Source organism: Mycobacterium sp., from assembly GCF_049647605.1.
GTDB lineage: Bacteria > Actinomycetota > Actinomycetes > Mycobacteriales > Mycobacteriaceae > Mycobacterium.
Genome location: NZ_JBARXZ010000096.1, coordinates 1 through 12,195, shown reverse-complemented (window position 1 = coordinate 12,195; position 12,195 = coordinate 1). Strand labels below are relative to the sequence as shown.

Annotated in this window: 15 protein-coding genes and 1 pseudogene; 10 read left to right on the top strand and 6 right to left on the bottom strand. The window is 67.2% G+C overall.

Annotation, left to right across the window (positions count from 1 at the left end):
• The 3 genes and pseudogenes from WBB07_RS12235 to WBB07_RS12225 all read left to right on the top strand — a co-directional run.
• Nucleotides 1-153 (top strand): annotated as a pseudogene (locus WBB07_RS12235) (hypothetical protein); the annotation flags it as partial.
• Nucleotides 154-204: 51 nt separating this feature from the next.
• Nucleotides 205-819 carry a pyridoxamine 5'-phosphate oxidase family protein gene (locus tag WBB07_RS12230; protein ID WP_526307991.1) on the top strand — a complete coding sequence of 205 codons (615 nt, stop codon included), beginning with the start codon at nucleotides 205-207 and terminating at the stop codon, nucleotides 817-819.
• A 114-nt stretch (nucleotides 820-933) separates the two neighbouring features.
• Nucleotides 934-1,749, top strand: coding sequence for an LLM class F420-dependent oxidoreductase (locus tag WBB07_RS12225; RefSeq protein ID WP_526307989.1), 816 nt, complete (start codon nucleotides 934-936; stop codon nucleotides 1,747-1,749).
• A 25-nt stretch (nucleotides 1,750-1,774) separates the two neighbouring features.
• Here WBB07_RS12225 and WBB07_RS12220 read toward each other — a convergent pair whose 3' ends face one another.
• Nucleotides 1,775-2,101, bottom strand: a complete 327-nt coding sequence (locus tag WBB07_RS12220; protein WP_526307987.1) for a branched-chain amino acid transport AzlD family protein — start codon at nucleotides 2,099-2,101, stop codon at nucleotides 1,775-1,777.
• Entirely contained in the window at nucleotides 2,094-2,774 is a 681-nt protein-coding gene (locus WBB07_RS12215; protein ID WP_526307985.1) for an AzlC family ABC transporter permease, read from the bottom strand. Before WBB07_RS12215 ends, WBB07_RS12220 begins: the two co-directional genes overlap by 8 nt.
• Before the next feature lie 229 nt (nucleotides 2,775-3,003).
• Here WBB07_RS12215 and WBB07_RS12210 point away from each other — a divergent pair, with 229 nt between their 5' ends.
• On the top strand, nucleotides 3,004-3,690 hold the full coding sequence (locus tag WBB07_RS12210; protein ID WP_526307983.1) for a response regulator transcription factor: 687 nt from the start codon (nucleotides 3,004-3,006) through the stop codon (nucleotides 3,688-3,690).
• Nucleotides 3,677-4,693, top strand: a complete 1,017-nt coding sequence (locus WBB07_RS12205) for a sensor histidine kinase (RefSeq protein ID WP_526307981.1) — start codon at nucleotides 3,677-3,679, stop codon at nucleotides 4,691-4,693. Before WBB07_RS12210 ends, WBB07_RS12205 begins: the two co-directional genes overlap by 14 nt.
• Here WBB07_RS12205 and WBB07_RS12200 read toward each other — a convergent pair.
• Nucleotides 4,683-5,999 carry a class-III pyridoxal-phosphate-dependent aminotransferase gene (locus tag WBB07_RS12200; protein ID WP_526307979.1) on the bottom strand — a complete coding sequence of 439 codons (1,317 nt, stop codon included), beginning with the start codon at nucleotides 5,997-5,999 and terminating at the stop codon, nucleotides 4,683-4,685. The genes WBB07_RS12205 and WBB07_RS12200 overlap by 11 nt on opposite strands.
• 59 nt (nucleotides 6,000-6,058) lie before the next feature.
• On the opposite strand from WBB07_RS12200, the gene WBB07_RS12195 reads away from it, so the two are divergent.
• Nucleotides 6,059-7,117 (top strand): phosphotransferase enzyme family protein, encoded by a 1,059-nt coding sequence (locus WBB07_RS12195; RefSeq protein ID WP_526307977.1) that lies wholly within the window; start codon nucleotides 6,059-6,061, stop codon nucleotides 7,115-7,117.
• Here WBB07_RS12195 and WBB07_RS12190 read toward each other — a convergent pair.
• Nucleotides 7,062-8,195 carry a nitronate monooxygenase gene (locus tag WBB07_RS12190; protein WP_526307975.1) on the bottom strand — a complete coding sequence of 378 codons (1,134 nt, stop codon included), beginning with the start codon at nucleotides 8,193-8,195 and terminating at the stop codon, nucleotides 7,062-7,064. The genes WBB07_RS12195 and WBB07_RS12190 overlap by 56 nt on opposite strands.
• Before the next feature lie 122 nt (nucleotides 8,196-8,317).
• On the opposite strand from WBB07_RS12190, the gene WBB07_RS12185 reads away from it, so the two are divergent.
• From WBB07_RS12185 to WBB07_RS12175, 3 genes are all read left to right on the top strand, one after another.
• The gene (locus WBB07_RS12185) at nucleotides 8,318-8,980 is read left to right on the top strand and encodes a DUF1345 domain-containing protein (RefSeq protein WP_526307973.1); all 663 of its coding nucleotides are present in this window, start codon (nucleotides 8,318-8,320) and stop codon (nucleotides 8,978-8,980) included.
• Nucleotides 8,981-9,009: 29 nt separating this feature from the next.
• Nucleotides 9,010-9,882 carry a 1,4-dihydroxy-2-naphthoate polyprenyltransferase gene (locus WBB07_RS12180; protein WP_526307971.1) on the top strand — a complete coding sequence of 291 codons (873 nt, stop codon included), beginning with the start codon at nucleotides 9,010-9,012 and terminating at the stop codon, nucleotides 9,880-9,882.
• Nucleotides 9,883-10,120: 238 nt separating this feature from the next.
• A complete protein-coding gene (locus WBB07_RS12175) occupies nucleotides 10,121-10,441 on the top strand; it encodes a hypothetical protein (RefSeq protein ID WP_526307969.1) in 321 nt (106 codons plus the stop codon).
• 107 nt (nucleotides 10,442-10,548) lie between these two features.
• On the opposite strand, the gene WBB07_RS12170 is transcribed toward WBB07_RS12175, so the two are convergent.
• Nucleotides 10,549-10,830: a DUF4229 domain-containing protein gene (locus WBB07_RS12170; RefSeq protein ID WP_526307995.1), complete on the bottom strand. Its 282-nt coding sequence runs from the start codon at nucleotides 10,828-10,830 to the stop codon at nucleotides 10,549-10,551.
• Between the two features lie 75 nt (nucleotides 10,831-10,905).
• On the opposite strand from WBB07_RS12170, the gene WBB07_RS12165 reads away from it, so the two are divergent.
• The gene (locus WBB07_RS12165) at nucleotides 10,906-11,070 is read left to right on the top strand and encodes a hypothetical protein (RefSeq protein ID WP_526307967.1); all 165 of its coding nucleotides are present in this window, start codon (nucleotides 10,906-10,908) and stop codon (nucleotides 11,068-11,070) included.
• Nucleotides 11,071-11,084: 14 nt separating this feature from the next.
• Here the strand turns inward: WBB07_RS12165 and WBB07_RS12160 are convergent, their stop codons facing one another.
• Entirely contained in the window at nucleotides 11,085-12,191 is a 1,107-nt protein-coding gene (locus tag WBB07_RS12160; RefSeq protein WP_526307993.1) for a MinD/ParA family ATP-binding protein, read from the bottom strand.
• Nucleotides 12,192-12,195: the final 4 nt, after the last annotated feature.

Genomic DNA, 12,195 nt, shown 5'->3' with positions numbered 1-12,195 from the left:
ACCCTGGACGTCACCGCGGCGCCGCGGGAGGTACATGTTGTCGACGAACTGCCACGCCGCGGCATCGGGAAGGTGGACCGGCGCGCCCTGGCCGAGCGCCTCCGGCCGCCACCACCGCAGGCCCGGGCCGGGGGTCACCCACAGGCTCGGTGAGATCGCAAGGGAACCCGCCACGGCGCGACCGGAGCGAGCATCATGAACAGCATGCGCCAGGAAGTCAGCACCGTCGAAGAGCTCCGAGCCATCGTCGGCGAACCCAACGACGCCGTGAAGAACAAGGTCGCCACCAGGCTCGGGCCGATCCACCGTGACTGGCTGGCGCACTCACCGCTGTGTTTTGTGGCGACCACCGACACCGACGGCAATATCGACGTCTCCCCGAAGGGTGACCCGCCGGGATTTGTGCATATCATCGACGACACCACCATCGCCATCCCCGAGCGCCCCGGGAACAAACGGGTCGACGGCTACTTGAATGTGCTGCAACGCCCCCGCGCCGGCACCCTGTTCCTGCTTCCCGGCCGCGGTGACACGCTGCGGATCAACGGCGGCGCTTGCATCGTCTCCGACGCCGACTACTTCGACAGCCTGATCGTGTCCGGGAAGCGGCCGATCCTGGCACTGGAGATCTCCATCGAAGAGGTGTTCTTCCACTGCGCCAAGGCTTTCCTGCGCTCCGATGCCTGGAAGCCGGAGTCCTGGAACCCGACGGCGCTGCCCAGCGTCGCGCAGATGATCAAGGCCATCGACGCCGGCCTGAGCCTGGCCGAGCTGGAGGCTCACTTCAGCGAGGACGCCATGCGCACTCAGCTGTACTGATGCCCGCCGGGACTCGGGATCAGCGTGAGCCGAATCACGCCTCTCGGAATAGCCCGGTCGCCGATCGACTTGTGCCAGGGAAGAGCACAATCCACCCAGGCGAGGAGACCGAGCATGTCGCGACCGATTCGGATCGGTGTTCAGTTGACACCCGGCGGCACACCGGACTACCGGACGTGGCGCGCCGCGGTGCTGCGCGCCGAGGAACTGGGCTCCGACGTCATCTTCGGCTACGACCATTTCCATGCGCCGAACTTCAGCGCCCCCGTCGACGGCAAACCCACCCTGGCTGACACCCAACCCGACGTACCGAACTTCGAAGGCTGGACAGCACTGGCTTCCTGGGGCGAGATCACGTCCCGCGCCGAGATCGGACTGCTGGTCAGCGGCATCGGCTACCGCAATCCCGATCTGCTGGCCGATATGGCACGTACCGTCGACCACATCAGCGGCGGCCGCACGATCCTGGGCGTGGGGGCGGGATGGTACGAAAAGGATTACACCACCTACGGTTACGAGTACGGAACTGTCAAATCACGGATGGACCTGTTCGACGAGGGGCTGCTGCGCATCGAGGCTCGGCTACGCCGGCTCGATCCGGCGCCGGTGCGGCACATCCCGATCCTGATCGGCGGCGCCGGCCAGAAGCGAACCCTGCCCGCGGTGGCCCGGCACGCCGACATCTGGCATGCCTTCCTGCCCATCGAGGAGTTCCGGCAGGCCAGCGCTCGCGTGGACGAACTGGCCGCCGGGTTCGGCCGCGACGGCGCCGATATCGAGCGTTCGGTGACGTGGGAGGACCAACACAGTGCCGACTCCTACGTCGCGGCCGGCGCCACCCTGATCCTCACGGAAATCCGGCCCACTGCAGCGGGTTACGACTTCAGCACCCTGGAGTCGATGCTGAAGTGGCGGGCCAACCAGTCCTGACCACGCTCACGGTCGCTCCTGGGCGTCACCCGAACGTGGATACCAGGGTGACGTAGGTGATGGTGCCGACCATGATGCTCAGCACCGCCTGCCGGCGCCACAGATGCAGACCGCCGGTGACGACCACGCCGATCGCCAGGAACAACATCTCCGGTGCGGTGGCGTGGCGGGCGGTGGTCAGGGTGTAGATGGCCAACATCACCATCACCCCGACCGGCATGTGCACGGACAGGTAACGCACCACCGCGCTGTGCCGCATGGGCGCCAGTACCGCAAACGGCAGCGCACGCAATGCCCACGTCACCGCGGCACTGACCACTACCAGCAGCGCGATGTGACCGTTGTCAGGCATCGAGTGGACCACCGAAGTGCTTGCGCACCAACAATACCGCCGTGAATCCCGCGAACGCGCACACCAACAGCTGCCCCGGAACCAGCACCCAGGCAACCACCGCGCACACCGCTGCCGCGGCCGCGGTCACCGGATCGGGCCGCTGCCGGTAGGCATCGATGGCCAGCACGACAAACAGCGCGGTCAACGCGAAGTCCAGCCCTTCGAGGCGTTCGACGGGCAACGCCTCGCCGAGCAGGCCGCCGAGCGTCGCCCCCGTCACCCAGAGCAGCTGAAAGCAGGCCTGCATCAACAAGATCGGCCGCGAGGTCCAGCCGCGGGCCTCCGGGCTGACCCCGACGGCGTACGCCTCGTCGGACAGGGTGTAGGTGCTGTACAGCTTGCCCAAGGCGCCGCGTACCCGGTGCAGGGGGAACGACAGCGCGTAGAACACGTGGCGGGCGTTGACCACCGCAGTCGTCAACGCGACCGTGGCCACCGGCGCCCCGGCCGCCGCCAGCGGCACCATCAGGAACTCCAGCGACCCCGCATAGATGACGGCGGCAAACGTCGGCGCCCACCACCAATCCAGCCCGGCGTGGACCACCACAAAACCCAGGGCCATCCCCAGCGGAATGAACGCCAAGCCGAGGGGCGCCGACAGCGCCAACACATGTCGCAGCGAGTGGGGCATGTGCACAGTGTGCGACAGCCGGGCACCCTGAACCGACCCGATACCGCCACGGCTGATTTCTTCGAGGCCGAGGGCACGCATTTGTACAGAAGTCTCCGGCGTGTTGCGTGCAAACCCGCGCGCTCGGCAGAGATGCGGAACCCATCTGATCGGGAGCCGGTGACGAATCACTGACATCCGCCCACCCGGCCGGGTTTCAGAAGGAGGCGCGGTGGTTACTTTCAGGTCCATGGCTGCTCGCGTGCTGATCGCCGACGACGACGTGGTCGTCCGAGACGTCGTGCGCCGCTACCTGGAGCGCGACGGGCTCGCCGTCGCCGTTGCCGACAACGGCACCGATGCATTGCGCATGCTCGGCGCCGAGCGGATCGACGTAGCGGTCCTCGACGTGATGATGCCCGGACCCGACGGCCTGACCCTGTGCCGCAGCCTGCGCCAAGGCGGCGATTTCAGCGTCCCGGTGATTCTCCTGACCGCCCTCGGAGAAGAGGCCGACCGTATCGCCGGCCTCGAAGCCGGTGCCGACGACTACGTGACCAAACCGTTCAGCCCGCGCGAGCTGGCGCTGCGGGTGCAATCGGTGTTACGTCGCTCGCCGTCGCCGGTGGGTGCCGTGGGTCTCGAGATCACCGTCGGTCAGCTGTCGGTATCCTCGGCCTCACGGACCGTCTGTGTGAGCGGACATCGGGTCGGGCTGACCAACCGCGAATTCGACCTCTTGATGTTCTTCCTCACCCACACCGACACGGTGTTCTCCCGCGAGGAACTGCTGGCCCGGGTATGGCACTGGGACTACGGCGATCTGTCCACCGTGACGGTGCACGTCAAACGGCTGCGCGCGAAGCTCGGAGATCAGCATCAACTGCAGACCGTGTGGGGTCGCGGCTACCGGTGGAGCGGCGATGCCGACCAGTGAGATAGCGGTGATCTCGCTGGCCTGTTCGGTGCCGGTGGTGCTGGCGGGTGCCCTGATCATCAGGCTGGCCCGATCCTGGTCGTTGGCCCTCAGCATGGTGGTTCTGGTGCTGATCCCGGTGGTGGCCACGTTCACCGGGGTCCTCGGCGCCAGCGGGTTCATCCTCACCGACAACTTCGAGCAGACAGCCGTGGTCCTGGTCATCGTGGCGGTGGTGACGATCCCCGCCGCGGTGATGTTGGGGCGCTACCAGGCCCGGCGCACCGTCTGGGAACGCGAGATCCGCGACGCCGAGCGTGGCGCCGAAGAGTCCCTGCGCAGGCTGGTCGCGTTTGTCAGCCACGACCTGCGGACCCCGCTGGCCGGCATCCGGGCGGTGTCCGAAGCCATCGCCGACGGGGTGGTCAGCGATCACGAAGTTCACGAGTACGCCAAACGCATCGAACAGGAATCGATCCGGCTATCCGAAATGGTCGACGACCTGTTCGAGATGTCGAAGATCAACGCCGGAGCCATCATCCCGCCCCATGACCGGGTGGCCCTCGACGAAGTGGTGGACGACGTGGTGGCCGCGCACCGTATCACCGCCGACCGCGCCGGGGTGCTGTTGCGTTCCGAGCTGTCCGGTTCCGCGGTCACCGTGATCGGCAGTGCCTGCGCGCTGGTGCGGGTGTTGTCCAATCTGGTGGCCAATGCCATCGCCCACACCCCTGCCGGGGGGACCGTCAGACTCGGCCTGGGCTGCGACGACCAGGGCGCCTGGGCGCGGGTCGACGACACCGGCGTCGGCATCAACGACGAGGACCTGGCACGGGTGTTCGACGTCGCCTACCGCGGTTCCAACGGTCGGGTCCCGCGGGCGGATTCGTCGCTGCCGAGCGGATCAGGCCTGGGACTGGCGATTGCCGCCGGGCTGGTGCAGGCGCACCACGGCACACTGTCGGCAATGAACCTCGATGCCGGCGCCCGGTTCGAGGTGCGGCTCCCGTTGGCTACCGGCTGAGCAGGACGTTCTCGAACTCGGTGCAGAACCAGTCCACGTCGGAGGCCGAGAACACCAGCGGTGGACGTATTTTCAGGACATTGCCGTCGCGTCCGCACACCGACAGCAGGACCTGCCGCTCCCGCAGCGCATTCACCAGCCGGCGGGCCGCCGCTCGATCGGGTTCCATGGTGTCGGGGTCGCTGACGATCTCGACACCGATGTACAGACCGGCGCCCCGGACATCACCGATGCTCGGGTGCTGGAGCGCGATCCGCGACAGTTCCTGTTGCAGCTGCGCGCCCACCCGAGCCGCACTGTCCATCAGCCGGTCGTTCTCGATCACATCGAGAACCGCGGCGGCCGCGGCCATCGACACGGGATTGCCGCCAAAGGTGTTGAAATACGGCACTTTGTCCGCAAACGGCTCGAGAACCTCGGAGCGGGCCGCCAGGGCAGCCACCGGCATCCCGTTGCCCATCGGTTTGCCGGCCGTCACCAGGTCCGGGGTCACCGCGTGGCGCTGGAAACCCCACATCGAGTCCCCGGTGCGGGCGAATCCGGGCTGTACCTCGTCGGCGATGAACACGGCACCACGGGCACGCACCACGTCGACGGCGGGCCCGAGCACGCTGGCGTCGGTGTAGATGCCGTCGGAGGAGAAGATCGTGTCCACGATCAGACAGGACACCCCGTGGCCGGCCGCGGTGAGGTCGTCACACGCCGCGGCGACATCGGCGGCGAACCGCTGCGCCCGTTCGGATGCCGGGATGCGGTAACTGTCCGGTGCGGCGACCGCACGAACGTGCGCCCCCAGCGACGCGACGCCACCCAGTGACGGCGAAATGGCGGTGACGGCCGCGGTGTTCCCGTGGTACGCCTCGCCGGTCACGATGACACCTGTTGCACCGGTGGATGTTTCGGCCACCCGCAGGGCGAGGTCGTTGACCTCCGAGCCGGTGCATCCGTACATCACCCGGTCGAGCTCCGGCGGCATCGTCGCCAGCAGCCGCTGCGAGTAGTCGACGATCAGCTGATGCAGGTATCGGGTGTGGGTGTTCAACGTCGAGAGCTGACGCGTGACCGCCTCCACCACGTGCTGGTTGCAATGCCCGACGCTGGCGACGTTGTTGTACGCGTCGAGGTAGCGCCGACCGTCGGCGTCGAACAGGTAGCTGCCCTGCCCGCGTACCAGGTGCACCGGACGCTCGTAGAACAGCCGGTAGGCCGGGCCCAGCACCTTCTCGCGGGCAGCGATCAGCGGCTCGGCCGCGCCGGCGGAACCCGCGGAGTAACTGTTGGAGTCCATGATGTTGGAGAAGCTCATAGCGCCCCCTACGATGCCATCACCGGGCGGACCGCGCAGTGATGAGACACACTGTTGTGATGTCCGGACTGCCGCCCAACCATGAGGAGTTCGCCCGCGCGGCGCTGTCGGCCTACGGCCACGACACCCGGGCACCGCTGCGGCTGCTGAGCCTGTCGGAGAACGCCACCTACCTGGTGGACGGACCCGATCCCATCGTGTTGCGGGTGCACCGGCCCGGCTACCACTCACTGTCGGCGATCCGTTCGGAACTGAGCTGGATGGCCGCACTGCGCGACGAAACCTCGGTTGTGACACCGCATCTGATCCCGGCTGTCGACGGCCGCGAGGTGGTGGCCGCCGTCGTCGACGGTGTGGTCCTGCATGTGGACGCGGTGTCGTTCATCGCCGGCTGCACCGCCGAGGAGCGGCCGGACGCTGCCGGGTTCGATCAGCTGGGCCGCCTGACCGCCGTCATGCACAATCACGTGCAGACCTGGCAGGCCCCGGATTACTTCACCCGATTCCGCTGGGATTTCGACACCATGATCGGCCCGGGGGCGCGGTGGGGTGACTGGCGCACCGCACCTGGCCTCGGCGACGACGACACCGCGCTCATCCAGCGCGCGGCCGACCGGATCGGTGATCGGCTCCGCAACTTCGGCTCCGGCCCGGACCGGTTCGGCCTGGTACACGCCGATCTGCGGATGGCCAATCTGATGGTGGACCCCGCCGACCCGGGCGCACCGATCACCGTCATCGATTTCGATGACTGCGGCTGGTCCTGGCATCTGGCCGATCTGGGGGCGGTGGTGTCGTTCATCGAGGACACCCCGGAGGCCGAGCTGATCATCGCCGACTGGCTACGCGGCTACCGGCAGGTGCGCACGCTTCCCGACGAGCACCTCGACCTGGTGTCGACTTTTGTGATGCTGCGCCGCATCATGTTGACCGCCTGGATCGCCAGTCACGCCGACGCCGACGCTGCGGCCGCACTGGCCCCGACATTCGCCGCCGACACCGCCCGCCTGGCGTGGCGTTACCTGCACGACGAGACCTGGCTGACCGAGGCCACCGGGGTGGTCAGCCCTCCAGCGAAGAACCCAGACGTTGCGCCGCCGCAACGTAGTCCTCGATGAACTCGAACACGACTTCGCGGGCGGGCTTGACCTTGTTCATCAACCCGACGCCCTGGCCCACGAAGTACGTGGCCAGCGCTTGAGCTCCCGGATGCCCCTGCGCGGCAAGTTTGTCCACTCGACGCAATACCGGCTCGACCAACATGTTCTGCAGTGGAAGCGGCAGCGCGGCGTGCCCGTCGCTGCTCGGCTGCCAGGCGTCGGTCCAGTCCGAGACCAGTTGCCGCGCGGGCTTTCCAGTGCGCGCCGGCGAGCGGACCGTGTCACGCGAGGACGCAGCCAGCATCTTCTGCACCGTGTGCGGTGCGGTCTCGGCCTCCTCTGTCGTCAACCACACCGACCCCGTCCATGCCCCGGCCGCTCCCATGGCCACACAGGCGGCCATCTGCCGTCCCGTCACGATGCCCCCGGCCGCCAGCACCGGAACATCCTTGCCTGCCGCGGTGGCCGCCAGTGCCTCCAGGACTTCGGGCACCAGCACCAGCGTCGACACCTCACCGCAGTGCCCACCGGCCTCGGTGCCCTGCGCGATGATCACGTCCACCCCGGCGTTGACCTGCTTGATCGCGTGTTCTTTTGCGCCGACGAGTGCGGCCACCGGGACGCCGCTGCCGGCACCGGCCTCGATCATGTATGCCGGAGGCACCCCGAGGGCGTTGGCCATCATGGAGATCGGGTGGCGCAGCGCCACCTCGAGCAGCTGCTCTCCGGTGTCACCGGAGAGATTCGAGCCGCCCAGCCGCGGCCGATCATCTGCTGGAATATCGTGGGCAGCAAGGAGTTCGGCAACAAACGTGCGATGCTCGGCGGGGATCCGGTCAATCAGCTGCTGAGTCGACAACGACTCCCCTTTGCCCTCGAACTTGGCGGGCACGATGATGTCGACGCCGTAGGGCCGGCCCCGCACCTCGCAGTCGATCCAGGCGAGTTCCTGCTCGAGCCGTTCGGGGGTGAAGGCCGTGCCACCGAGTACCCCGAACCCGCCGGCGTTGGTCACCGCGGCCACCACATCGCGACAGTGGCTGAACGCGAACAGCGGAAACTCGATGCCGAACCGTTCGCAGATCGGAGTCTTCATCCGCTCAGTATTGCCGCATCGGATTGACACCTGTCAAGGATCGTGGCGACCGGCACTCGGGGTTGCCCATTCTGGTGTATCGAGTCGCTGCCGGTCAGCGGCGGCGGTGGTTGACTGCCGTCATGACTGTTGGGTCGGTACTCAGCGCAGACGGTCCCGCCGCGGTTCGCCTGGCCGGAGCGGTTGTCGGCGGCGGCGCCGCGGCGGCGGTGGTGGCCGGCACCGCCGGGGTGCCCTACGCCCCCGCCGCCGGGTGGGTGGTGCTCGCCTCGATCTATCTGGCCTGGACCTGGCTGCTGGTGGGCCGCATGGATGCCACGCAGACCGAAGAACATGCCCGCCACGCCCACGAGGAGGACTCCACCCGCGGTTTCACGCAGGTGGTGATGCTGCTGGCCAGTGTGGGCAGCCTCGGCGGGGTCGGCTATCTGCTGGCCGCGGAGTCCACCAGAGGTGGCGACGTGGCGGCCGCCGTCGTCGGGATCCTGTCGGTGGCCGCCTCGTGGTTCGCGGTGCACACGGTCTTCATGCTGCGCTACGCCCGTCAGTACTACACGGGGCCACCCGCGGCGATCGACTTCAACCAGGACGAGAAGCCGGCCTACAGCGATTTTGCCTATCTGGCGTTCACGCTCGGTATGACCTACCAGGTGTCGGACACCAACCTGCGTAGCCGGGCGATCCGCTCCACCGCCCTCACCCACGCCCTGCTGTCCTTTCTACTGGGCGCGGTGATCCTGGCGATGACCCTCAACCTGGTGGTCGGCCTGACGTCCAACAGCTGAGCGATGACGCCCATGGGACGATCATCGCCATGGCCACCATCGCGCAATGGATCGAAGGCGCCCGTCCCCGGACCCTGCCGAACGCCGTCGCGCCCGTCATCGCCGGTACCGGCGCCGCCGCCTGGCTGGGCGGGTTCGTGTGGTGGCGGGCACTCCTGGCACTGTTGGTGGCTCTGGCCCTGATCGTGGGAGTCAACTACGCCAACGACTACTCCGACGGCATCCGCGGCACCGACGATGTGCGGGCCGGCCCGCTGCGGTTGGTCGGGTCGAAAGTGGCGTCACCCCGCTCGGTGCTGACGGCGGCAGTGGTCGCCCTGGTGGTGGCGGCGCTGGCCGGGCTGGCGCTGGCCCTGGTGAGCAATCCGTGGCTGATCGCGGTGGGCGTGGTCTGCCTCGCGGGCGCCTGGTTCTACACCGGCGGCTCGAAGCCTTACGGCTACTTGGGTTTCGGTGAGATCGCCGTTTTTGTGTTCTTCGGTCTGGTGGCGGTACTGGGCACGCAGTACACCCAGGCATTGGCCGTCGACTGGGTCGGCCTCGTCGCCGCCGTCGCGATGGGTTGCCTGTCGTCGGCGGTGTTGGTGGCCAACAACCTGCGGGACATCCCCACCGACACCGAATCGGGGAAGATCACGCTGGCGGTGCGACTCGGCGACACCCGTACCCGGAGGCTCTACGTGGCACTGCTCGCGGTGGCCGGTCTCGCGACGGTGGGCTTGGCTCTGGCGACGCCATGGGCGCTTGCCGGGTTCCTCGCCGCACCCCTGGCGGTACGCGCCTCCCGGCCGGTCACCACCGGCAAGGGTGGGCCGGCACTGATTCCGGTGTTGCGCGACACGGGGCTCACCATGCTGGTGTGGTCGGTTGCCATTGCCGCGGCCCTGACTGCCGGCGTCTGACTGCCAACCTTCTCCGGCCGAGGTGGGTCGATTTGCTGAACGGCACCGAAATTGTGCGCCACGTCACCGAAATTTCCCCGCTGATGGGCATGATCCTGCCACTGGCCGATCAAATGCCGCCAATGGAATTAATCCCCTGAGCTGCCGGTTTAACAGGTCAGATCGGACAAACCGATCGCGAACCGAGACTCACGAGAGCCACGATTCGCCCGCAGGCACTCAAGAGGGAAGCATCAAAATGAAGAAGTTTGGATTTGCCACCGCAATCGCAACCGCACTGGCCGCCGGCGCTATCGGCTTGGCGGCACCCTCGATCGCGGCACCGACTGGCGCTGGGAACGCGCAGGACACCATCTCCTCCCTGGAGAGCCAGGGGTACAAGGTGATCGTCAACCGCCTCAGCAACAAGCCGCTGAGTGAGGCGGCGGTGGTGTCCGTCGGCCAGGGACCCACGTTCACTCACAACGATCTGAACGCCAAGGCCAGCAAGGGTTACGCCGGCAACGACTACCAGTTCGGCGCCAAGCAGGTGCAGACCATCTACGTCAACGTCCGATGATCCCGGTGGACAAGAGGAGGCGGCCCGTATTCGGGTCGCCTCCTCTTTTGTCGTTACCGCTTTTCAGTGACGGCAGAGTCGATGGTGGCCGCGGTCACTTGCCCGGTTCACTTGCCCGGTGAATCCTCGCCACGCAACCGCGCCTGCAATTGGGCACGGTCCTGTCTCCGGCGTTCGTCGACGGCGGCGATGCTGGCGGTGGCCCGCCGGCGCAGCGGCGCAAAAACCCAGATGCCCAACGGCAACGCGATGACGATCGAGAACAAGATCGCAATCACCAAGGGGAATTCCGTGATCCCGAGCAGCTGCGCGCCGAAGAAGATCACGGCCGCCAAGGCCGCCACCAACAGCAGGCGCGCCACCGTGTAAGCCACCACGTCGATCACCATCTGGCCGGTCCGGCGCTCATCAACCACGAACCCGAGCCTACCGACACGCGTATATTTGGACCAAGGAGGTTATTCGTGTCGTTCCTGGTCCTGCTAGTCCTACTGGCCGCAGCGGTGTACGTCGGCTGGCGTGTCTACACGGCTCGTGCGAACCGTCCGACGTCCCGCACCATCGGGCCGGACGATGATCCCGAGTTTCTGTGGAGGCTCAACCATCCGGACAACAAGCCGCGGTCATAACCACCCGGGTGGCCTCAGATCAGCGGAGTGCCACCGCGATTGGTGCTGGGAAAGCCGTCGGCGACCACCGCCGCCAGCTCGAGCAGCGCCTCCCGGGTTTCCCGTTTGAGACGATCGAGATCGATCTCCGCGCCCTCCTCCAGGTGCGGGTCGAAGGGCACCAGCTGCACCGCGCGGCACCGACGTGAGAAGTGGTCGACGACCTTCTGGATGTCGACCTTCCCGGAACGGGGACGCACCGCGTTGATCACCGCCACCGAGTTCTGCACCAGATCCTGATGGCCGTGCGCATCAAGCCAGTCCAATGTCGCCGACGCGCTGCGGGCACCGTCGACCGAACCCGAACTGACCACCACGAGGGTGTCCGCCTTGGCGAGGACCGCAGCCATCGCCGAATGCATCAGTCCGGTACCGCAGTCGGTGAGCACCAGGCTGTAGAACTTCTCCAGCACGTGCAGGGTCCGGGCGTAATCGTCGGCGCTGAACGCTTCTGACACCGCCGGATCGGTTTCTGAGGCCAGCACCTCCAGCCGGCTCGGCCCCTGAGACGTGTAACCCCGGATGTCGCTGTAACTCTGGATCCGACCGGCATCGCGCAGCAGGTTGCGCACGGTGGCCGACGTCTCCAGCGGCACCTTCTGACTCAGGGTGCCGCGGTCCGGATTGGCATCGACGGCAACCACCCGATCACCGCGCACCGAGGCGAACGTCGAACCGAGGGTGGCCGTGATGGTGGTCTTGCCGACCCCGCCCTTGAGCGACACCACCGCAATCCGGTAGCAGCCCGCCAACGGCTGGTTGACGTGTGCGATCAGGTTGCCGCGGTGAATATCTCGCGGGCTCTCACCGACATTGATCAGCTTGCCCGACGCCACATACAGGGCGCGGCGCCATCCGCTGGCCGGTGGCGTCTTCTGCTGACGCAGCAACGATGTCGTCGACAGGTCCGGATAAGGCGTCTGCGGTACTTCCGGCCGGTAAGGCACCGGCAACGCCGGGCTCGGCGCCGGAACCGGCGGGGCCGGCTCGGTGAGGAACCCGGGCATCGGGATCCGCTCGGTGTGCGGCTCGTGCTGCGGTGGCAGCTCGCGATGTGGCGGCAGCTCGTGGTGCTGCGTCAGCTCG

Excerpts from the sequence above, each read along its gene's own strand:
- WBB07_RS12230 (WP_526307991.1), top strand. The coding sequence starts at position 205 with ATGCGCCAGGAAGTCAGCACCGTCGAAGAGCTCCGAGCCATCGTCGGC.
- WBB07_RS12225 (WP_526307989.1), top strand. The coding sequence starts at position 934 with ATGTCGCGACCGATTCGGATCGGTGTTCAGTTGACACCCGGCGGCACA.
- WBB07_RS12220 (WP_526307987.1), bottom strand. The coding sequence starts at position 2,101 with ATGCCTGACAACGGTCACATCGCGCTGCTGGTAGTGGTCAGTGCCGCG.
- WBB07_RS12215 (WP_526307985.1), bottom strand. The coding sequence starts at position 2,774 with ATGCCCCACTCGCTGCGACATGTGTTGGCGCTGTCGGCGCCCCTCGGC.
- WBB07_RS12210 (WP_526307983.1), top strand. The coding sequence starts at position 3,004 with ATGGCTGCTCGCGTGCTGATCGCCGACGACGACGTGGTCGTCCGAGAC.
- WBB07_RS12205 (WP_526307981.1), top strand. The coding sequence starts at position 3,677 with ATGCCGACCAGTGAGATAGCGGTGATCTCGCTGGCCTGTTCGGTGCCG.
- WBB07_RS12200 (WP_526307979.1), bottom strand. The coding sequence starts at position 5,999 with ATGAGCTTCTCCAACATCATGGACTCCAACAGTTACTCCGCGGGTTCC.
- WBB07_RS12195 (WP_526307977.1), top strand. The coding sequence starts at position 6,059 with ATGTCCGGACTGCCGCCCAACCATGAGGAGTTCGCCCGCGCGGCGCTG.
- WBB07_RS12190 (WP_526307975.1), bottom strand. The coding sequence starts at position 8,195 with ATGAAGACTCCGATCTGCGAACGGTTCGGCATCGAGTTTCCGCTGTTC.
- WBB07_RS12185 (WP_526307973.1), top strand. The coding sequence starts at position 8,318 with ATGACTGTTGGGTCGGTACTCAGCGCAGACGGTCCCGCCGCGGTTCGC.
- WBB07_RS12180 (WP_526307971.1), top strand. The coding sequence starts at position 9,010 with ATGGCCACCATCGCGCAATGGATCGAAGGCGCCCGTCCCCGGACCCTG.
- WBB07_RS12175 (WP_526307969.1), top strand. The coding sequence starts at position 10,121 with ATGAAGAAGTTTGGATTTGCCACCGCAATCGCAACCGCACTGGCCGCC.
- WBB07_RS12170 (WP_526307995.1), bottom strand. The coding sequence starts at position 10,830 with ATGGTGATCGACGTGGTGGCTTACACGGTGGCGCGCCTGCTGTTGGTG.